This window comes from Pseudomonas sp. GM84 (assembly GCF_000282535.1).
Taxonomy (GTDB): Bacteria; Pseudomonadota; Gammaproteobacteria; order Pseudomonadales; family Pseudomonadaceae; genus Aquipseudomonas.
On record NZ_AKJC01000223.1, the window covers coordinates 1 to 19,901 of the forward strand.

Below are 19,901 nucleotides of genomic sequence, written 5' to 3' on the forward strand. Positions count from 1 at the left end.
CGGGCGGCGCTCGATCTCGAGAACACTACAGAAGCGATGGCGAGCCCTACGAAACCGCCCTCCCCCTTCGCCCGATCACCCGAGGCACCCGCCGCGCCACAGCAGGAATGCGCAACACCATCAACAAACCACCCACCGCTGCATAAATCGCCCACTCGCGCAGATCCGAACGAACGATCCACAAAAAGTGCAGCAAGCCCAACCCGAGAATTACATACACCAGCTTGTGCAGTTTCTTCCAACGCGCGCCCAATCGGCGCTGGCTGTAGCGATTGGAGGTCAACGCCAATGCCAGCAACCCGAGGAACCCAAGCGAGCCCACTATAATGTAGGGCCGCTTGCGCAACTCCACTGTGAACTGTCCCCAGTCCAACCCCAGGATAAAGAACAGGTAACAAAGGATGTGCAGCACGATATAGGCAAAACACCACAACCCAAGCTGCCGGCGCACCACGATCCAGACCGACCATCCCGTCAGCTTCTGCAGAGGCGTCATGCTCAGCGTCACCAGCAAAAAGGTCAGCGCGCCCAGCCCCAGGCGATCCATCATGATCTTTCCAGGGTCCGGCCCCAGCAGACTCATCGCTGCCTCATACAGCCACCACACGGGGAACAGGCACCCCACTATAAAGATGGCCAGGCGCAGCCAGGGATAGCGCATCAATAGTTCTTCCGCAGGTCGAGCCCGGTATACAGCGACGCCACTTCATCGGCATAGCCATTGAACATCTGCGTCTGGCGGACATTGGGGCTGAACAATCCGCTCGGCAAGCGCCGCTCACGCGCCTGGCTCCAACGCGGGTGATCGACTTCAGGGTTCACGTTGGCATAGAAGCCATACTCATCCGGCGCCAGCCCTTCCCAGGTAGTCTGAGGCTGTTCGGCCACCAGGCTGATGCGCACGATCGACTTGATGCTCTTGAAGCCATACTTCCAAGGCACCACCAGGCGCAGCGGCGCACCATTCTGGTTGGCAAGCTCCCGGCCATACATGCCAACCGCCAGGATGGCCAAAGGATGCATGGCCTCATCCAGGCGCAACCCTTCTTTATATGGCCAGTCGATCAGAGCAAAGCCCGAGCGCTGCCCGGGCATGTGCTGAGGGTCTTTCAACGTCTCGAAGCGCACGTAACGCGCTTTCGAAGTCGGCTCGACCTGCTTGAGCACCTGCGCCAGTGGAAAGCCCAACCAGGGAATGACCATCGACCAGGCTTCCACGCAGCGCAACCGGTAGATGCGCTCTTCAAGCTGGTAGGGTTTGACGAAGTCCTCCAGGGCATAACGCCCCGGCTTGCCGACCTCACCATCAATCACCACCGACCACGGCTCGGTCTTCAGTCTGCCGCCGTTGGCAGCCGGGTCCCCCTTGTCGGGGCCGAACTCATAGAAGTTGTTGTAGTGGGTGGCATCCTTGAATGGCGTGATCGCCTCACCCTTGACCGTCACCGCCTGCCAGCGCGTGGCCGCGAGCTTGTCGCTGAACCAGCCAGGCGCTGCCCCCGCCTCGACGTCCGCGTAGCGCGATGCCTCGGCCGCCCGCGCCGCCAACGGCATCGCACCCAGAGCAAGGCCCGCCAGGGAGCCCCCCAACAGCGTGCGACGGGAAAGATAGAAGCTTTCGGGGGTGATCTCCGATGCCTTGCAGTCGGACGACCTGGGTAGCTTGATGAGCATGACGGCTCCACAGCACTGGATGAAGGATGTACCAGTAAGACTATGGAGCCGGAGGGTTATTCCAGCATTAAAACTTTTTTCAAACCTTGCGACGACGCCCGCGCAGCAAGTACTGGATCGGCCCCGAAGCCGCATAGGCGAGGAAGATCAGCAGGAGGATGCGCGGCGGGTCGCTGAACACCACGGCAAACACCAACACCACCGCCAGGATCGCCACGAACGGCACACGCCCTTTGAGGTCCAGCTCCTTGAAGCTGTTGTACTTGATGTTGCTGACCATCAGCATGCCGGCCGCGGCGACCAGCAGCGCTACCAGGAAGGACAGTTTGGAACCCTGGATGCCATAGTCGCTGAACGCCCACACGGTGCCTGCCACCACACCCGCAGCCGCCGGACTGGCAAGGCCGATGAAGTAGCGCTTGTCGGCGGTACCGACCTGGGTGTTGAAGCGTGCCAGCCGCAACGCGGCGCCGGCCACATAGATGAAGGCGACCATCCAGCCGACCTTGCCCATGTCCCCCAGCGCCCAGCCGAACGCCAGCAAGGCCGGCGCGACACCAAAGGCGACCATGTCCGACAGCGAGTCGTACTCGGCACCGAAGGCACTCTGGGTATTGGTCATGCGTGCAACGCGGCCGTCGAGGCCATCGAGCACCATGGCAACAAAGATGGCAATGGCGGCAAAGGCGAAGTACTTGCTCGCCTCGCGTGGGTCACCGGCACTCAAGGCGCTCTGCGCGTTCATCGAACTGATGATGGAGTAGAAGCCGGCAAACAGGTTGGCGGTGGTAAACAGGTTGGGCAGCAGGTAGATGCCACGATGGCGCACCTTGCGCCCTTCGGCGTCATGCCCTTCTTCAACGTGCTCATCGACAGGTAGCAGGCTTTCGGCGTCGGAGGGCTTGTTCGGCTCTTCGGGACGTTCGCTCATGGAGGGTACCTTGCAACAGGATGGAAAATATTCGACACGGGCCTGCAAAACAGGTTCTGACAGCAAGCCACTGGTCTGCTTTATACCAGAAGCTGACTGGCAGAACGAAAAAACGCGGCCGAAGCCGCGTTTTTTAATCTACCGATAAGACTTAGTTCTTGGTCTTGTCGACGATTTTGTTAGCCGAGATCCACGGCATCATCGAGCGCAGTTGCTCGCCGATGATTTCGATGCCGTGAGCGGCGTTGTTGCGGCGCTTGGCGGTCATCGATGGGTAGTTGGTGGCGCCTTCGGAGATGAACATCTTCGCGTATTCGCCGTCCTGGATGCGCTTCAGAGCGTTGCGCATGGCCTTGCGGGATTCTTCGTTGATGACTTCCGGGCCGGTGACGTACTCACCGTATTCGGCGTTGTTGGAGATCGAGTAGTTCATGTTGGCGATGCCGCCTTCGTACATGAGGTCAACGATCAGCTTCAGTTCGTGCAAGCACTCGAAGTAGGCCATTTCTGGCGCGTAGCCAGCTTCGACCAGGGTTTCGAAACCGGCTTTGACCAGCTCGACGGTACCGCCGCACAGAACGGCCTGCTCACCGAACAGGTCGGTTTCGGTCTCGTCCTTGAAGGTGGTTTCGATGATGCCGGTACGGCCGCCACCAACGCCCGAAGCGTAGGACAGGGCGACGTTCTTGGCGTTGCCGGAGGCGTCCTGGTAGATAGCGATCAGGTCAGGGATACCACCGCCCTTGACGAACTCGGAGCGCACGGTGTGGCCTGGGGCTTTCGGCGCGATCATGATCACGTCGAGGTCGGCGCGCGGAACCACTTGGTTGTAGTGGATCGAGAAGCCGTGGGAGAAGGCCAGGGTAGCGCCCTTCTTGATGTTCGGCTCGATTTCGTTCTTGTACAGCGCGCCTTGGAACTCGTCCGGGGTCAGGATCATGACCAGGTCGGCAGCAGCGACGGCAGAGGCAACGTCAGCCACTTTCAGGCCGTGGGCTTCTGCCTTGGCAACGGTAGCCGAACCTTTACGCAGACCGACGGTAACGTCTACACCGGAGTCCTTCAGGTTGCACGCCTGAGCGTGGCCCTGGGAACCGTAACCGATGATGGCGACTTTCTTACCCTGGATGATGGAAAGGTCGCAGTCTTTATCGTAGAAAACTTTCATGAAAATACCCCTGGTTATATCTCGGCCCCTGCGGAGCCATCGCTAATTTTTGGATTTAGATGCTGAGCACTTTGTCGCCACGGGCAATGCCGGTGACGCCACTGCGCACTGTTTCGAGAATCGATGCGGTGCCGATGGCCTGGATGAAGCTGTCCAGTTTGTCGCTGGTACCGCTCAACTGTACGGTGTACACGCTGGCGGACACATCGACGATCTGGCCACGGAAAATATCCGTGGTGCGCTTGATCTCGGCACGCTGGGCACCGGTGGCCTTGACCTTGACCAGCATCAGTTCACGCTCGATGTGAGCGCTTTCCGACAGGTCGACAAGCTTGACCACTTCGACCAGCTTGTTCAGGTTCTTGGTGATCTGTTCGATCACTTCGTCATGGCCAACGGTGGTCAACGTCAGACGCGACAGGGTCGGGTCTTCGGTCGGCGCCACGGTCAGGCTTTCAATGTTGTAGTTGCGCTGGGAGAACAGGCCGACCACGCGGGACAGAGCACCGGGTTCGTTTTCCAGCAGCAGGGAAATGATGTGCCGCATATCAGGTACGCTCCGTCTTGCTCAGCCACATGTCACGCATCGAGCCATCCTTGATCTGCATCGGATAGACGTGCTCGGTACGGTCGACCGCGATGTCGATGAACACCAGGCGGTCCTTCATCGCGAACGCTTCTTCCAGCTTCGGCTTGAGGTCCTTCAGGCTGGTGATGCGGATACCCACATGACCATAGGCCTCGGCCAGCTTGATGAAGTCGGGCAGCGACTCGACATAGGAGTGCGAGTGACGGCCGTTGTAGGCCATGTCCTGCCACTGGCGGACCATGCCCAGCACACCGTTGTTCAGGTTGACGATCTTCACCGGCAGGCCGTACTGCATGCAGGTGGACAGCTCCTGGATGTTCATCTGGATGCTGCCTTCGCCGGTGACGCACGCTACGTCCTGATCCGGGAAGTTCAACTTGATACCCATGGCCGCCGGGAAGCCGAAGCCCATGGTGCCCAGGCCACCGGAGTTGATCCAGCGATTGGGCTTGTTGAAGCGGTAGTACTGCGCCGCGAACATCTGGTGCTGGCCCACGTCGGAGGTGACGAAGGCATCGCCCTTGGTCACTTCGCAGAGGGTCTCGATCACTGCCTGTGGCTTGATGACGTTACCGTCGCCCTTGTCGTAAGGGAACATCTCGCCATCGCCGCGCCACTCGTCGATCTGCTTCCACCAGGCATCCAGCGCCGCCTTGTCAGGCTGCTCGCCGATTTCCTTGAGGATCCCGATCATTTCGCTGAGCACGCTGTCGACCGGGCCGACGATTGGCACGTCGGCCTTGATCATCTTCGAGATCGACGCCGGGTCGATGTCGATGTGGATGATCTTGGCATTCGGGCAGAACTTGGCCGGGCCGTTGACCACACGGTCATCGAAGCGCGCACCGACCGCGAAGATCACGTCGGCATGGTGCATGGCCATGTTGGCGGTGTAGCTGCCGTGCATGCCGAGCATGCCGAGGAACTGGCGATCGGTACCCGGGAAGCCGCCAAGACCCATCAGGGTGTTGGTGACAGGCAGGTTCAGCGTCTTGGCGATCTCGGTCAGGGCTTCGGAGCCGCCACCCAGGATCACGCCACCGCCGGAATAGACGATCGGGCGCTTGGCGGCCAGGAGCATTTCGGCAGCCTTGCGGATCTGCCCGGAGTGGCCGCGAACCGCTGGGCTGTAAGAGCGCAGCTTGACCTTCTTCGGATAGACGTATTCGAACTTTTCGGCCGGGTTGGTCATATCTTTTGGAATGTCGACCACGACCGGACCTGGACGACCGGATTGCGCCAGGTAGAAAGCTTTTTTCAGAACTTCGGGGATCTCGGTGGCATGTTTGATCATGAAGCTGTGCTTCACGATCGGCCGCGAGATGCCAATCATGTCGGTTTCCTGGAAGGCATCGGTGCCCACCATGGTGCTAGGCACCTGGCCGGACAGGATGACCATCGGAATCGAATCCATGTAGGCCGTGGCAATGCCGGTGATGGCATTGGTCGCGCCTGGGCCGGAGGTTACCAGCACCACGCCGGCCTTGCCGGTGGCACGGGCGTAGCCGTCCGCCATATGGGTAGCCGCCTGCTCGTGACGAACCAGGATGTGCTCGACTTCCGGTTCCTTGAACAGTGCATCGTAAACATGCAGGAGAGCACCACCAGGGTACCCGTAGATGTGCTTAACGCCTTCGTCACGCAAGAAGCGGACGACCATCTCAGCGCCAGATAAAAGCTCCACGTTGTTCACCTCTAAAACGCCAGAATACCGCCCTTCATGGACGGGTCTTAATAGGTTTACTGCCAAGCAGAGCATGAGCGGAACGTCAGCACTGACTGAGCAAGTATTGGGAGCGCCCCAGAGTGTTGCGGGGTTTTCCCACCCAGCGCGAGGTAACGCGTTGCGGGGTGAAACAGGTCGGCGCGGGTGTGCGCCTCATGATCTGCTTAGCGGGTCTGCTTCTGGCAGTCCCTCTACAGCGGAATCTGGATTCTTCTGATTCGGCGTCGGTAAGTCAAGAAAAATTATTGCCAATTTTTCCCCAAGATGAATTCCTGCCACCACTAAAAACCAACACAGCAGCAGAATAAATAAGATTTCAACAAAAAAGGGCCACAATCTGCGGCCCTTGACGGAAAAAGAGAAGAAATCAGGCGGAAGGAGCGATCAATTGATCAAACTCTGCTAGCAGGCGACGTAGCTCACGGCTCTGCTCCGGACGGTCGACAAACACCGTTTCGGCCATGATCAGGATTCCAGAAGCGCTGGGCAGCGGGTGGCCAAGTTCGATGATGATCTTCATGCGTGGCAGGAATATCCACTGCAGCCACTGTTCGAAGCTCAAGGTATCGACCGCGAACGGCACCGTGCTGGCCAGTGCCTCATCGCTTGGCGCCTCTTCGCCCCACCAGCCTTGGACCTGCAGCTCACGTTCGATCAGCAGCAGGTGGTCGGCGATATCCAGGATACGTTGCTCGATCATCAGGAATTGACCCGTGCCTTTTGCCGGGCCAGTGCGGCGCCAGCGCTGTCACCCTGCTTTTCGCGGGCCTGGGCAATGGTGTTCCACAGTTCGGCCTGCAGGTCGGGACGACCGTTGGCGTAGGTCAGCGCACGGCGCGCCAACTGCTCCGCCTGGGCCGCGTCACCCTGCGACAGGCGCACCTGGGCAAGGCGGTACAGCACTTGCGGCTCGCGCGGGGCAATGCGTTGGGCACGTTCCAGGCTCGATGCGGCACCGTTGAAGTCACCACTGCCCTGTTGCGACTGGGCGGTGGTCAGCAGCGCCAGCACCGGGCCATCCAGCTGCTCGTCGGCTGACAGGCCGCCCGAGGTCGCGTTGCTGCGCGGAATGCCGGTTGGCGCGCTGGTCGCAGCCGGCGTGCTGCTCATCGAGGCGATGTCGAAGGGCTCATCGGCGATCGGATTGGGGTTGGTGGTCATCGGCGCAGCGCCGACCGGCCCCGTGGTCATCGGGGTGGTGCTGATCGGTGCCGCGCCGTTACCCGCCGGGAAAGTCTGGATGCTCGTGGCACCGGCTCCTTGCGGAATCATCACGGTTACCCCGGAATCCTCGGGCAGCGACTGCGCCTGCGCGGTGCCGTTGTTCATGCCGGCCGCCGAGCGGTTGGCCGTGGCCCGTTCACTGTTGGACACACGGGTGCTCGAATCGACCACCGGGATATTGCCACGCTGCACACTGGAGCAACCCTGGAGCACAGCCAGCGCCGTCAAGGCAGGAAACAGCCACTTATTCACGTCACACCTCATCAATGCAGCCAGTGCTTAATTCATCCAGCCTTTTACCCAGTCCATGACCGATTCTGCCGGATTCTGCTCACCGCCACAGGCTGCCCCAGCAGGCGGTTCACTGCCGCGAATATACGGCATCTGCACCGCTCCCGGACAACTTCCGTCGGAACCTTGGCCACTGTACGGGTCGATCCACGCCTGCACCACGTTGTCTGGCTGTGGCATGTCCAGCGGCAGTGGGTCGGCCTTCTTCATGAAGCTGGTCCAGACCTGCAATGCACCCGTGGCACCGGTGAACGGAGTCTTGCCATTATCGTCGCGGCCCATCCACACCACCGCCAGCAGGTCCTGGCTGAAGCCGGAGAACCAGCTGTCGCGCGAGTCGTTGCTGGTACCGGTCTTGCCCGCCAGGGTCAGCGAGCGTGGCAATACGTTGTATACCGAGCGGCCAGTACCTTCACGCATGACCCGTTGCATGGCGTTCTGCACCAGGTAGATCGACGCCGGGTCGAAGGTTTGCTGGATCTGGAACGGGTAACGCTTGAGCGGCTCGCCTTCGGCGGTCAGCACACTGCGAATGCCGCGCATCGGCGTGTTGAAGCCACCGTTGGCGATGGTCTGGTACATGGTCGCCACCTGCATCGGCGACATGCCACCCGCACCCAGCAGCATCGACGGGAATGCAGGCCAGTCCACTTTCACACCCAGCCGACCGATGGTCTTGATGACGTTGGGCACGCCCACTTCAAGGCCGAGCTTGGCGGTCGACAGGTTGTAGGAATTAGCCAGCCCCTGGTACAGATAAATCGTGCCATGCGGGCGGCGATCGTAGTTCTGCGGTCGCCATACCTGGCCATCGGCGCCCTTGACCGAGAACGGCTCGTCTTGCACCCAGCTGGTCAGGGTGTACTTGCTCGGCTGCTCCAGCGCGGTCAGGTACACCGCAGGCTTGACCAGCGAGCCGATCGGCCGTACCGCATCGATGGCGCGGTTGAAGCCGGCGAAGCCGGACTGACGGCTGCCGATCAGAGCCTGCACCTCACCGGTTTCCGGATTGGTCACGACCATCGCCGACTCGACCTCGTCAGACCCCTTGCGCCCGGCCAGGCGCTTGAAGGTCTCGTTCATCGAACTTTCGGCCTTCATCTGCAGGATCGGATCGAAACTGGTGAAGATGCGCAGGCCTTCTTCGGTCAAGTCTTCATCGCGGTAGTCCTGGCGCAGCTGACGCTTGACCAGGTCGAGGAAGGCCGGAAACGAGCTGTCGGCCAGGCTGCCGCGCTTGGTCACGCCGAGTGGCATCTTCTTCGCCGCGTCGACCACTTCCTGGCTCGCCACGCCCTGCTCGGCCACCAGGTCGAGGACCAGGTTGCGGCGGGCCAGGGCACGCTCGGGGTAGCGGCGCGGGTTGTAGTACGACGGCCCCTTGACCATGCCCACCAGCAAGGCGATCTGGTGCAGCTTGAGCTCCGACAGCGGCTGGCTGAAGAAGAACTGGCTGGCCAGACCGAAGCCATGCACGGCGCGCTGGCCATCCTGGCCGACGAACACTTCGTTGAGGTACGCCTCGAGGATTTCGCGCTTGTCGTAGTGCATTTCCAACAGCACGGCCATCATCGCTTCGGTCAGCTTGCGGCTTAGGCTGCGTTCGCTGGTCAGGTAGAAGTTCTTCACCAGCTGCTGGGTCAGGGTACTACCGCCCTGGCGCATGGAGCCTGCCGAGGTGTTGACCCACACTGCTCGAGCAATGGACTTGGGCGACACGCCGAAATGGCTATAGAAGTCCCGGTCTTCCGTGGCCACCAGGGTTTCGAGCAGGTACGGCGGCACCTGGTCGATCTTGATGAGGATGCGGTCTTCGAGGTTTTTCGGGTAGATACCGCCGATCATCAGCGGTTCCAGGCGAACAACGTCGAGCTTGCCGCCGTTGGCGCCCGAGAGCCCCGCCACGTAGTCGCCAGAGAAGCGCACGCGGACGAACTGCGCAGGCTCCATGCCTTCATAGAACTGGAAGCCACGGGTGTTCAGGTCAACGGTATTGCCGTTGATCGCCGCGGCGCCCGGGCCATTGGCCGCGCTCTCGCGACGGTAACCGAGGGCGTCGAGCTCGGTGAGGAAGTCGTTCTTGCTCAGCTTCTGGCCGACGAACAGCTCCAGCGGCCGGGCATATACCTTGGCCGGGATGGTCCAGCGCTTGCCGGAGAACTTCTCCTGCACGACGGCATCGAGGTAAACCGCGAAGCCAGCGACGATCACCAGGCCGACCAGGCTGAGCTTCAAGGCCCAGCCCAGCCAGGCGCGCGAGCGGCCGGTCGGGCGTTTCTGAGGGGTACGAGGATTTCGGGTTCGAGTCATGGCGGCGGATTATACGCACTTTGTAAAGGCTGGGCAGGCGCCCTCTGGCGGTATGCAGGGGCGGCACCATTGACCATAATGGCGCCTTCGAATTCCCTGCCCCCGGAAGGATTTCCCGTGAGCCAAGCCTTGATTACCGCGTTGCAGAACCCTGCCCTCTACCCTCACCCCGTGGACGGGTTCCAACTCATCGAGACGCATATCTCCTGGGTCCTGCTGACGGGCGAGTACGCCTACAAGATCAAGAAGCCAATGAATTTCGGCTTCCTCGACTTCACCGCGCTGGATCAGCGCCAGCACTTCTGCAACGAAGAATTGCGCCTGAACCAGCGCCTGACCGAAGGCCTGTACCTCGACGTACTGCCGATCACCGGCAGCGCCGAAGCGCCGCAGCTCGGCGGTGACGGCGAGGCGATCGAGTACGTGCTGAAGATGCGCCAGTTCCCCCAGGGGCAGATGCTCAACACCCTGCAGGCCAACGGTGAACTGAATGCCGGCCACATCGACCAGATGGCCCGGCAGATCGCCGAATTCCACCTGCAGACACCCAAGGTGGCCGCCGAGCAACCCTACGGCTCGCCTGAAAGCGTGATGGCGCCGGTCGAACAGAACTTCGAACAGATCCGCCCATTCCTCAGCGACAAGGCCGATTTGCAGCAGCTGGACAATCTGCAAGCTTGGGCGCGAAGCAGTTTCGAGCGTCTGCAGGGTCTTTTCGCCGCGCGCAAGGCCAATGGTTTCACCCGTGAATGCCATGGCGACATCCATTTGGGTAACGCCACCCTGATCGATGGCAAGGTGGTGATTTTCGACTGCATCGAATTCAACGAGCCATTCCGCATGACCGATGTCTGGGCTGACACCGGCTTCCTCGCCATGGACCTGGAAGACCGCGGCCTCAAGTGCCTCGCTCACCGTTTCATCAGCCAGTACCTGGAGCTGACCGGCGATTACCAAGGCCTGGAAGTGCTCAACTTCTACAAGGCCTACCGCGCCCTGGTACGGGCCAAGGTGGCCCTGTTCAGCATGCCCGCGGATGCCGATGGCGTGCAGCGCGCTACCACCCTGCGCACCTACCGCAACTACGCCAACCTGGCCGAAAGCTACAGCGCCATTCCTTCGCGCCTGCTGGCCATCACCCATGGTGTCTCGGCCGTGGGCAAGAGCCACGTGGCCATGCGCCTGGTCGAGGCCCTGGGTGCCGTGCGCGTGCGTTCGGACGTGGAACGCAAGCGCCTGTTCGGTGAGCAGCAACCCGCCGCCGCTGGCCACTTGCAAGCCGGCATCTACGACCAGAACGCCAGTGCCGCCACCTACGAGCACCTGCACCAGCTGGCCGGCACCATCCTGCGCGCCGGCTACCCGGTGGTGCTCGATGCCACTTACCTGAAGCACGACCAGCGCCAGGCGGCGGCAGAGGTCGCCAGCGAAACCGGCGTGCCGTTCCTGATCCTCGACTGCCACGCGCCGGAGGCAGTGATTGCCAGCTGGCTGGAGCAGCGCCAGGCGGAAAACAGCGACCCGTCGGACGCCACCCTGGAAGTGGTCAAGGCCCAGCAGGCCAGCCGTGAGCCGCTCACTGCCGTGGAACTGCAGCACGCCACCCGTGTGGATACCCAGGAGAGCGCCAGCATGGATCAGGTAATCGACCAGATCCGCCTGCGTTTGCCGGGTCTGTAAGCGTAACGGCCCTATCGCCGGCAAGCCGGCTCCTACAGGGATCCCACCGGGCTCAAGGGCTGTGGTGTCCCTGTGGGAGCCGGCTTGCCGGCGATAGGGCCACAACAGGCAGCTCATCTCCCAATCCGTCGCCCCAGATGGCAAAAGGCCGCGCATTTCCCAACCCCCGCTACACTCCTCTCTGACCTGCTCGCGATTTATCCCCTAGACCCGTTCAGCCATCGCAAGGAGGCTCGATGAACGATGAATTGCAGCATCTGAAGAATCTTGGCAAGACCTCCGCGCAGTGGTTGCATGCGGCCGGTATCCACAGTGCATCGGACTTGCGTCGCCTAGGCGCGGTCGGTGCGTACCAGGCCGTGAAAACGCGGGGATTCCGGGCGTCGAAGGTGCTGTTGTACGCCATTGAAGGCGCCCTGCTGGACATGCACTGGAACGATTTGCCGGCCGAGCGCAAGCAAGCGCTCAATCAACAACTGGATGCGAAAAGCACGACGCAAAAAAAATCTGAAATAAACAGCGAGAGGGGATTGACGCCTGAATGAGAATCGTTATGATTATCACAACTGGTCGCGAGACTGGTTGGATAAACTGAAAGCCCCTGGTTCGGACTCTCAGATTATCTCCTCATCAGGCTAATCACGGTTATTGACCCGGCAATTTGCCGGGTCTTTTTTTGCCTGCGGATTCATGCAGGGCCGCTCAACATCCTATTTGCGCAGCTGCGCGCAGTAATCCTGCTCAGGCGTGGCCGGCGTATACCAGACATAGTCAGCCATCCCCGCCCCCACCTGCTCACCGACCTCGGCCAGCAACAGCACCTTGCTCTCCCCCTTCGCGCCCAGGTCTGCCAGGTGCAATGGCACGCCGAGATCCTTGCGCGCGTGATAGGCCCCCGTGAACAACAACGCGGGCTGCGGCGCCGCCAGCAAATGCTCGGCGATGCGCCGGTCGCGGCGTTGCTGCACCGCCAGCATGGCCGGCAGCTGGCTTTCCGGCAGCAACCCACAATGCCCTTCGCGCACCTGTTCGAGCAGCGCCGCCCGCACCGCTGGCGCATTGGACTTTACCCCGGCCAAGGGTGTCGGCTGGCGATAGGCGGCGCGCATTTCGCCAGCCGAGAGGTTGGCCGGCAGCAGTGCGATACGGTCCTGCAAGGCCTCACGGACGATCGGCCCATAGAATTGCCAATCCCAGCCGTCCTGCCAGTCCAGGGCCTTGGGCAAGTCTTCCGGCAGCTGGGCTTGCCCCTGCACCGCCTCCAGGCGCGCTTGCTGCTCTGGCTGCAACATCTCCAGCAGCAGGCTGCCCTGGGCTCGCCGGGCCTGCAGCGCGCGCAGCAACCACAGTTGCAAGGCGTGATGGTCAGGGTTGTCGTGTTTCTCCCCCACCAGCACCCGTGGCGCTCCGGCGAGACGCTCGACCAACTGCTCAGGGCTGATGACCTGGCCGCTGGCCAGGTCGCGAATCTGCCCCAGAGCCGCGTTGTCACGCCCCTCACTGCTCTGCCAGGCAGGTAATGGCGGCAGGCTCGCCTGACATCCCACCAGCGACAGCATCAACAACAGCAACGAGCCAGACAGCCATGGATGGCGCATGAGCAATGCCTCCTAGCGGGTGATGATCAGCGGATGGCCCCGCTCCGGGTGGGGCTGTACCAGCACTTCGATGCCGAACACCGCCTTGAGTGCGGTGGGCGTCAACACGCGTTCCGGCGAAGCCAACGCATGGCAGCGTCCTCCTTCGAGCAGCAGGATGCGATCACAGTAGCGTGCCGCCAGGTTCAGGTCATGCAGGATCACCAGCACTGCGGCCCCGCGGTCAGCGAAGCTGCGCACGGCTTGCAAGGTGGTGTGCTGGTGCAAGGGGTCGAGCATCGAGGTGGGTTCGTCGAGCAGCAGTGTGCTGCCTTCGGCGCCGGGCCATAACTGGGCCAATACCCTGGCCAGGTGCACGCGCTGGCGTTCGCCGCCGGACAAGGCCAGATAACTGCGGTCGATCAGGTGCCAGGCATCCGCCGCGCGCAGCGCTGCTTCGACGATCTCCCGGTCGCGCTGCTGGCCGCTGCCGTGGGGCAGACGCCCCATGCCCACCACTTCCTCGACGCGAAAGGCAAAGCCCAGGCTGGACACTTGCGGTAGCACCGCCAGGCGTTGCGCACGCGCCTGCCCCGGCCATTCATCCAACGCCTTGCCTTGTAGCATCACCCGCCCCTGGCTGGGGGGCAGTTCGCCACACAAAGCGCCGAGCAGGCTGCTCTTGCCGGCGCCATTGGGCCCCAGTACACCGAGCACCTGATTCGGTAACAGCTGCAGATCGATGTCGTGCAGCACGTCACTGCCGCCACGGCGTAGGTGCAGGCCTTCGACTTCGAGCATCAGCTGCGCCCCCGAACCAGCAGGAAAAGGAAGAATGGCGCACCGATGAACGCCGTCACGATGCCAATCGGCAGCTCGGCCGGCGCCAGGGCCAGGCGTGCCACCAGGTCGGCGAATAGCAGCAAGGTACCACCGGCCAGTAGCGACGCCGGCAGCAGCACACGGTGATCAGGCCCGGCCAGCAGGCGCACCAGGTGGGGCACCACCAGGCCGACGAACCCGATCAGGCCTGCCGCCGCTACGGCGGCGCCAACGCCCAGCGCAGTGCAGAACACCAGTTCGCGCTTCAAGCGCTCCACTTCGATGCCCAGGTGGCGCGCCTCGGACTCCCCCAGCAACAAGGCGTTGAGCGCCTGGGCGCGGCGCGGCAGCCACAGGGCAACGACTACCACCACGATCAGCAACGGCCACAAGCGCTCGTAGCTGGCGCCATTGAGGCTGCCCAGGTTCCAGAAGGTCAAGGTACGCAAGGTGGCGTCATCGGCCAGGTAGGTGAACAACCCAACCGCCGAACCGCCCAGTGCCGTCAGGGCGATACCGGCCAGCAGCATGGTCGCGACATTGGTCTGCCCATCACGGCGGCCCAGCCGGTACACCAGCGCCGTCACCCCCAGGCCGCCGACAAAGGCGCAGGCTGACAGCAGGTAAGGCGCGAACCACTCCGGTATGCCGCCCATCCAGCTACCGCCGACGATCGCTACCGCGGCGCCCAGCGCCGCGCCACTGGCGACACCGACCAGGCCAGGATCGGCCAGCGGGTTGCGAAACAGCCCTTGCATGGCCACGCCAGACAGCGCCAGCACCGCGCCTACCGCCAAACCGAGCAGCGTGCGCGGCAAGCGGATCTGGCCAAGGATCATGTCTGCCTGCTCCAGGCCGTCAGCAGCGATGGGCAAGCCCAGCAAACGCAATCCCGCGCGCAAGGTATCGAACAGCGGCAGGCTTACGGGCCCCAGGGCCAGCGACAGCCAGACCGCCAGCAGACACAGCAGGCCCAGGGCAATGAACAGCGTGCGCGGTTGGATCCGTTGTTTCATCGAGCGATGCTGGTCGGGTAGAACGTGGCCGCCAGGTCCTGCAGGGCAGCCGGCAAACGTGGGCCGAGGCCGCCGACCAGCAGTGTCGGGTCGAGGGCAACCAGGCGCTGGTCGCGCACGGCACGCGACGCAGCCAGTGCAGGGTTCTCCTTGAGCAGCGCCTGCAAGGCCTGGTCACCGGCCAAGGCGCGATCGGAGAACACCAGTACATCCGGGTCCAACGCCGCCAGCGCTTCATTGGAGAAGTTCTTGTAGCCCTGATGCTCTGCCAGGTTGCGCGCGCCGGCCTGGCGCAACAGCCAGTCACCTGCGGTGCCCTGCCCGGCGATCAGCGGCTTGGCCCCCGCATGGCCGACCAGCAGCAGGACGCCTGGCGCCTTGTGGCTGGCCTGGGCCTGCTTGACCTGTACCTGCAGGGTTTCGACTTGCTGTTGATAACCCGAGGCGAGCTGCGCGGCCTTCTGCTCGGCACCGAGCAACTTCCCAAGGTGCTTGAGGTTGGCATCGACGGCCGCGAGGTCGGCCTGGCTGGAGAACAGCTCGACGCGAACGCCGGCGCTGCGGATCTGCGCCAGCACCGGTGGCGGGCCCATTTCCTCGGTGCCCACCAACACGTCCGGACGCAAGCTGAGGATCCCCTCGGCCGACAGCTGCCGCTGATAACCGATGCTCGGCAGCGCCTTCAGCGACTCGGGGTGCTGGCTGGTGGTATCGACGCCCACCAGGCGAGGTTCACCGCCCAACTGACTGATCCACTCGCTCAACGCGCCGCCCGCACTGACCCAGCGCTGTGGCAATTCGGCTGCCAGAGCCTGGGTGGAAGCAACGAGGGCTGCGCACAAGGCGAGCATGGCGGCGGGACGGCGCATCATCGGATTCCTTCTGAAGGCGGGCCGCCAACCTTGTGGCGGGCGACAGAACTGCGCACCATAGACCACCGGGCGCAGCGAATGCGGGCAATTTGATAATTATTCGCATTGAAGCGTCAAGCTATCCCTTGGTTTCACGAGTTGTCCTTGCAATGCACTTTCTTTGTACTTCCGCAGCGCTGGCCGAAGGCCATAGCCGCGCCTTCAGCGTAGACGGCCTCGATCTGTTCGGCGTGCGCCGCCAAGGCCAGGTGCACCTCTACCGCAATCGCTGCCCGCACCGGGGTATCCCGCTGAACTGGGCTGCGGACGCCTTTCTGGATGACAGCGCCAGCCTGATCCACTGCGCCCATCACGGTGCGCTGTTCCTGATCGAGAGTGGCGAATGCGTGGCCGGCCCGTGCGAAGGCGAGGCATTGCAGGCCCTGGGCTGCCGGGAAGACAGCCAGGGCATCTGGTTTACGGGTTGAGCAGCACCGGTAGCGGGCGGTCGATGACGATGTGCGAGGCATCCAGTCGCGTGCTGTAAGCCAGTACTTCAACACCATCGGCCACCGCAGCACGCAACGCCGCGGCATAGGCGGCGTCGATTTCTTCGGCGGGGCGCACCGCTTCGATGCCGGTGAGGTTCACGCAGTACAGTTGCACGGCGCGGATCCCCTGGCGGGCCAGCGACGCCAGTTCACGCAGGTGCTTGGCGCCGCGCTGGGTCACCGCGTCCGGGAAGGCCGCCACGGTAGTGTCCGGGTAGCCCAGGGTCACGCTCTTGACCTCGACGTAGGCCGGTCCTTCGGCAAACTCCAGACGAAAATCCACACGGCTGCCCTCCTCGCCATAGGCCACCTCGCGCTTGAGCGCAGTGAAACCCGCCAATTCAGCGATCACGCCCGCCCGCAGGGCTTCTTCGACCAACGCGTTGGCCCGCCCGGTATTGATGCAGGCCAGGCGGCCCTGAGGGGTTTCGCTGATCTCCCAGGTGCCTGGCAGCTTGCGCTTGGGGTCGCTGGAGCGACTGAACCAGACGTCTCCGCCTTCACGCATGCAATTGAGCATGGAACCGGTGTTGGGGCAGTGAATGGTGAGCTGCTCGCCGTTGGCCAGTTCGATATCGGCCAGAAAACGTTTGTAGCGGCGCAGCAGGCGCCCTTGTTCGAGTAAAGGAAAGAACACCATCAGCCCTGCCAGCTCCGCAGCCCTCGGGCGATGCGCTGTACTGCCTCTTCCAGGCGCGGCAGGCTCTGGGTGTAGGCAAAGCGTACGTGGTGGCCGGCCAGGTGGCGCCCGAAGTCCAGGCCCGGCGTGAACGCCAGGTGCTCGGTTTCCAGGAAGTGCCGGCAGAAGGCGAAGGCATCTCCGCCAAAGGCACTGATATCGGCATAGAGGTAGAACGCGCCCTGCGGCTCCACCGCAATACGGAAGCCCAGTTCGCGCAGGGCCGGCAGCAGATAGTCGCGGCGGCGGGCGAACTCGGCGCGGCGCTCCTCGAAAATCGCCAGGGTTTCGGGCTGGAAACAGGCCAGCGCAGCGTGCTGGGCCATGCTTGGGGCGCTGATGTAGAGGTTCTGCGCGAGTTTTTCCAGGTCAGCCACGGCATTGGGCGGTGCCACCAGCCAACCCAGCCGCCAACCGGTCATGCCGAAATACTTGGAAAAACTATTAAGTACGAAGGCTGAGTCATCCACCTCCAGCACGCTTGGCGCCTCCATGCCGTAGGTCAGCCCGTGGTAGATCTCATCCACCACCAGATGCCCGTGGCGCTCACGGGTGGCCCTGGACAGGCCGGCCAGCTCATCGCGGCTCAGTACCGTGCCGGTCGGGTTGGCCGGCGAGGCCACCAGGGCGCCGACGGAGTCCTTGTCCCAATAGCGTTCGACCAGGTCGGCGGTCAGTTGGTAATTGACCTCCGGCCCCACCGGCACCAGCTGCGCCCCCCCTTCCACCAGGCGCAGGAAGTGTCGGTTGCACGGGTAACCCGGGTCGGCCAGCAGCCAGTGCTTGCCGGGGTCGACCAGCAGGCTGCTGGCGAGCAGCAAGGCCCCGGAACCACCCGGGGTGATCAGGATGCGCTCGGGGTCGACCGAAACGCCGTAGCGCGTCCCGTAGAAACCGGCGATCGCTTCGCGCAGTGCCGGCAGGCCACGTGCCGCCGTGTAGCGGGTATGCCCTGCCGCCAGGGCGGCCTGACCGGCCTCGACGATGGGCGCGGCGGTGGTGAAGTCTGGCTCGCCGATTTCCAGGTGGATCACATCGTGGCCGGCCGCCTGCAGCTCGTTGGCCCGCGCCAGCAACGCCATGACATGGAAGGGTTCGATGGCGCGGCTGCGCGCACTGTATGGGTGGGCCATGACCTTCTCTCAATTGGGTCTAAACTGGTGATTCTACCTCTGCGCGGCACCGAACGTGCGCCTCACGGCGCTGTCAATACCTAGGATCGGGCGGGGTAGCGCACCCCCGATCTATCTGGTAAGTTCGGCGGCTCGCAGTCGCAGGGCCGGCGGGTGCCGGAGATGGAGCAGCCTGCGCATTGGATCAGATGAGTGAGAGGCGGTCTATTCATGTCCACCGTAGAAAAGCAAAAAGTCCAGACCATGTACGGTGTCGAGCCCTACGTCGAAAGCAAGGGTGAGGCGTACATGGGCGAGCCCATGAAAAAGCACTTCACCAAGCTGCTGAATGCCTGGAAAGGCGAGCTGATGGTCAGTGTTGATCGCACCGTGGACCACATGAAAGACGAAGCGGCCAACTTCCCCGACCCGGCCGACCGTGCCAGTCAGGAAGAAGAGTTTGCCCTGGAGCTGCGCAACCGCGATCGCGAGCGCAAGCTGATCAAGAAGATCGACAAGACCCTGCAGAAGATTCAGGACGACGAGTACGGCTGGTGCGAGTCGTGTGGCATCGAGATCGGCCTGCGCCGTCTGGAAGCCCGTCCGACCGCCGACCTGTGCTTCGACTGCAAGGAAATCGCGGAGAAAAAGGAAAAAACCGTCGGCAAAGGCTGATTTTTCTCCCATCCGAACGGGGCGCATCATGCGCCCCGTTTCATTTCTTACCCAGCACGGCCCATGAACGACTCTCCCTACATCGGGCGCTTCGCCCCAACCCCCAGCGGTTTCCTGCACTTCGGTTCGCTGGTTGCCGCCCTCGCTTCCTGGCTCGATGCCCGCGCCGTCAATGGCCGCTGGCTGCTGCGCATGGAAGACACCGACCCGCCACGGGAAATGCCCGGCGCCCGTGACGCGATCCTGCAAACGCTCGACCGCTACGGGCTGGAGTGTGATGGCGAGGTGGTGTACCAGAGCCAGCGTCACCAAGCCTACGCGGCGGTGGTGGACCGCTTGTTCAACATGGGCCTGGCCTATGCCTGCACCTGCTCGCGCAAGCAGCTGGAAGGTCATGACGGCATCTACCCGGGTTTTTGCCGCAACGCAGGACACTCTCGCGAAGGCGCGGCGATCCGCCTGCGGGTCCCCGAGCTGATCTACCACTTCAAGGACCGGGTGCAGGGTGACTTCCAGCAGCACCTGGGCCGCGAGGTGGGGGATTTCATCATCCAGCGCCGGGACGGGCTGTATGCCTACCAACTGGCGGTGGTGCTGGACGATGCCTGGCAGGGTGTGACCGATATCGTGCGCGGCGCCGACCTGCTCGACAACACGCCACGCCAGTTGTACCTGCAAGAGCTGCTGGGCTTCTCGCAGCCGCGTTACCTGCACATTCCGCTGATCGTGCAACCGGATGGCCACAAGCTGGGCAAGTCATACCGCTCGCCGCCGCTCGAGGCCGGCCAGGCGACGCCGTTGTTGTTGCGGGCATTGCGGGCTTTGGGACAGGAAACCGAGCCTGAACTGTTGATCGCGACACCGGCCGAAGTGCTTGAGGTGGCGCGGCAACGGTGGCGGCCGGAAGCGATCGTGCAGCGAACCACGGTGCCAGAGGCCGATTTGCACTGAGGTATCACCGGCCCTGTCGCCGGCAAGCCGGCTCCCACAGGTAGTGCGCTGGCGGAGTACCTGTGGGAGCCGGC

20 protein-coding genes are annotated in these 19,901 nt (G+C 62.8%); 5 read left to right on the plus strand and 15 right to left on the minus strand.

The features are described 5' to 3' along the window. Positions 1 to 46: 46 nt before the first annotated feature. The 9 genes from msrQ to mrcB form a co-directional block, all read right to left on the minus strand. The gene (gene msrQ / locus PMI38_RS18125) at positions 47 to 661 is read right to left on the minus strand and encodes a protein-methionine-sulfoxide reductase heme-binding subunit MsrQ (RefSeq protein WP_008096902.1); all 615 of its coding nucleotides are present in this window, start codon (positions 659 to 661) and stop codon (positions 47 to 49) included. After that, complete coding sequence (gene msrP, locus PMI38_RS18130) at positions 661 to 1,674, minus strand: protein-methionine-sulfoxide reductase catalytic subunit MsrP (protein ID WP_008096904.1); 1,014 nt, start codon at positions 1,672 to 1,674, stop codon at positions 661 to 663. The genes msrQ and msrP overlap by 1 nt, the downstream gene beginning before the upstream one ends. A 79-nt stretch (positions 1,675 to 1,753) precedes the next feature. Continuing rightward, complete coding sequence (pssA, locus tag PMI38_RS18135; protein WP_008096906.1) at positions 1,754 to 2,605, minus strand: CDP-diacylglycerol--serine O-phosphatidyltransferase; 852 nt, start codon at positions 2,603 to 2,605, stop codon at positions 1,754 to 1,756. A gap of 151 nt (positions 2,606 to 2,756) precedes the next feature. Then, complete coding sequence (gene ilvC, locus PMI38_RS18140; protein ID WP_008096908.1) at positions 2,757 to 3,773, minus strand: ketol-acid reductoisomerase; 1,017 nt, start codon at positions 3,771 to 3,773, stop codon at positions 2,757 to 2,759. 55 nt (positions 3,774 to 3,828) lie between these two features. Further along, entirely contained in the window at positions 3,829 to 4,320 is a 492-nt protein-coding gene (gene ilvN, locus PMI38_RS18145; protein WP_008096911.1) for an acetolactate synthase small subunit, read from the minus strand. Position 4,321: 1 nt separating this feature from the next. Beyond that, positions 4,322 to 6,046 (minus strand): acetolactate synthase 3 large subunit, encoded by a 1,725-nt coding sequence (locus PMI38_RS18150; RefSeq protein ID WP_008096912.1) that lies wholly within the window; start codon positions 6,044 to 6,046, stop codon positions 4,322 to 4,324. A gap of 409 nt (positions 6,047 to 6,455) precedes the next feature. Beyond that, a complete protein-coding gene (locus PMI38_RS18155; protein ID WP_008096913.1) occupies positions 6,456 to 6,788 on the minus strand; it encodes a YqcC family protein in 333 nt (110 codons plus the stop codon). After that, a complete protein-coding gene (locus PMI38_RS18160; RefSeq protein ID WP_043273898.1) occupies positions 6,788 to 7,576 on the minus strand; it encodes a tetratricopeptide repeat protein in 789 nt (262 codons plus the stop codon). Before PMI38_RS18160 ends, PMI38_RS18155 begins: the two co-directional genes overlap by 1 nt. 15 nt (positions 7,577 to 7,591) lie before the next feature. Continuing rightward, positions 7,592 to 9,913, minus strand: coding sequence for a penicillin-binding protein 1B (gene mrcB / locus PMI38_RS18165; RefSeq protein ID WP_008096915.1), 2,322 nt, complete (start codon positions 9,911 to 9,913; stop codon positions 7,592 to 7,594). A 117-nt stretch (positions 9,914 to 10,030) separates the two neighbouring features. Between mrcB and PMI38_RS18170 the strand changes: the two genes are divergently transcribed. Together PMI38_RS18170 and PMI38_RS18175 are read left to right on the plus strand one after the other, a co-directional pair. Next, positions 10,031 to 11,593: a bifunctional aminoglycoside phosphotransferase/ATP-binding protein gene (locus PMI38_RS18170; RefSeq protein ID WP_008096916.1), complete on the plus strand. Its 1,563-nt coding sequence runs from the start codon at positions 10,031 to 10,033 to the stop codon at positions 11,591 to 11,593. Between the two features lie 236 nt (positions 11,594 to 11,829). Continuing rightward, positions 11,830 to 12,138 (plus strand): TfoX/Sxy family protein, encoded by a 309-nt coding sequence (locus tag PMI38_RS18175; protein WP_008096917.1) that lies wholly within the window; start codon positions 11,830 to 11,832, stop codon positions 12,136 to 12,138. A gap of 165 nt (positions 12,139 to 12,303) precedes the next feature. Here the strand turns inward: PMI38_RS18175 and PMI38_RS18180 are convergent, their stop codons facing one another. The 4 genes from PMI38_RS18180 to PMI38_RS18195 are packed head-to-tail and all read right to left on the minus strand — an operon-like array spanning position 12,304 to position 15,880. Then, positions 12,304 to 13,191: a ChaN family lipoprotein gene (locus PMI38_RS18180; RefSeq protein WP_008096919.1), complete on the minus strand. Its 888-nt coding sequence runs from the start codon at positions 13,189 to 13,191 to the stop codon at positions 12,304 to 12,306. 12 nt (positions 13,192 to 13,203) lie between these two features. After that, positions 13,204 to 13,971 (minus strand): heme ABC transporter ATP-binding protein, encoded by a 768-nt coding sequence (locus PMI38_RS18185; RefSeq protein WP_008096921.1) that lies wholly within the window; start codon positions 13,969 to 13,971, stop codon positions 13,204 to 13,206. Then, positions 13,971 to 14,954 carry a FecCD family ABC transporter permease gene (locus PMI38_RS18190; protein WP_162130466.1) on the minus strand — a complete coding sequence of 328 codons (984 nt, stop codon included), beginning with the start codon at positions 14,952 to 14,954 and terminating at the stop codon, positions 13,971 to 13,973. Before PMI38_RS18190 ends, PMI38_RS18185 begins: the two co-directional genes overlap by 1 nt. A 50-nt stretch (positions 14,955 to 15,004) precedes the next feature. Next, entirely contained in the window at positions 15,005 to 15,880 is an 876-nt protein-coding gene (locus PMI38_RS18195) for a heme/hemin ABC transporter substrate-binding protein (RefSeq protein WP_008096925.1), read from the minus strand. 149 nt (positions 15,881 to 16,029) lie between these two features. On the opposite strand from PMI38_RS18195, the gene PMI38_RS18200 reads away from it, so the two are divergent. Next, the gene (locus PMI38_RS18200) at positions 16,030 to 16,347 is read left to right on the plus strand and encodes a Rieske (2Fe-2S) protein (RefSeq protein WP_008096927.1); all 318 of its coding nucleotides are present in this window, start codon (positions 16,030 to 16,032) and stop codon (positions 16,345 to 16,347) included. Here PMI38_RS18200 and sfsA read toward each other — a convergent pair. Next, complete coding sequence (sfsA, locus tag PMI38_RS18205) at positions 16,337 to 17,050, minus strand: DNA/RNA nuclease SfsA (RefSeq protein ID WP_008096929.1); 714 nt, start codon at positions 17,048 to 17,050, stop codon at positions 16,337 to 16,339. The genes PMI38_RS18200 and sfsA overlap by 11 nt on opposite strands. Beyond that, complete coding sequence (locus tag PMI38_RS18210) at positions 17,050 to 18,222, minus strand: pyridoxal phosphate-dependent aminotransferase (RefSeq protein WP_008096942.1); 1,173 nt, start codon at positions 18,220 to 18,222, stop codon at positions 17,050 to 17,052. Before PMI38_RS18210 ends, sfsA begins: the two co-directional genes overlap by 1 nt. Positions 18,223 to 18,432: 210 nt before the next feature. On the opposite strand from PMI38_RS18210, the gene dksA reads away from it, so the two are divergent. Together dksA and gluQRS are read left to right on the plus strand one after the other, a co-directional pair. After that, positions 18,433 to 18,876 carry an RNA polymerase-binding protein DksA gene (gene dksA / locus PMI38_RS18215; RefSeq protein WP_008096946.1) on the plus strand — a complete coding sequence of 148 codons (444 nt, stop codon included), beginning with the start codon at positions 18,433 to 18,435 and terminating at the stop codon, positions 18,874 to 18,876. A 63-nt stretch (positions 18,877 to 18,939) separates the two neighbouring features. Next, complete coding sequence (gene gluQRS / locus PMI38_RS18220) at positions 18,940 to 19,827, plus strand: tRNA glutamyl-Q(34) synthetase GluQRS (RefSeq protein WP_008096948.1); 888 nt, start codon at positions 18,940 to 18,942, stop codon at positions 19,825 to 19,827. Positions 19,828 to 19,901: the final 74 nt, after the last annotated feature.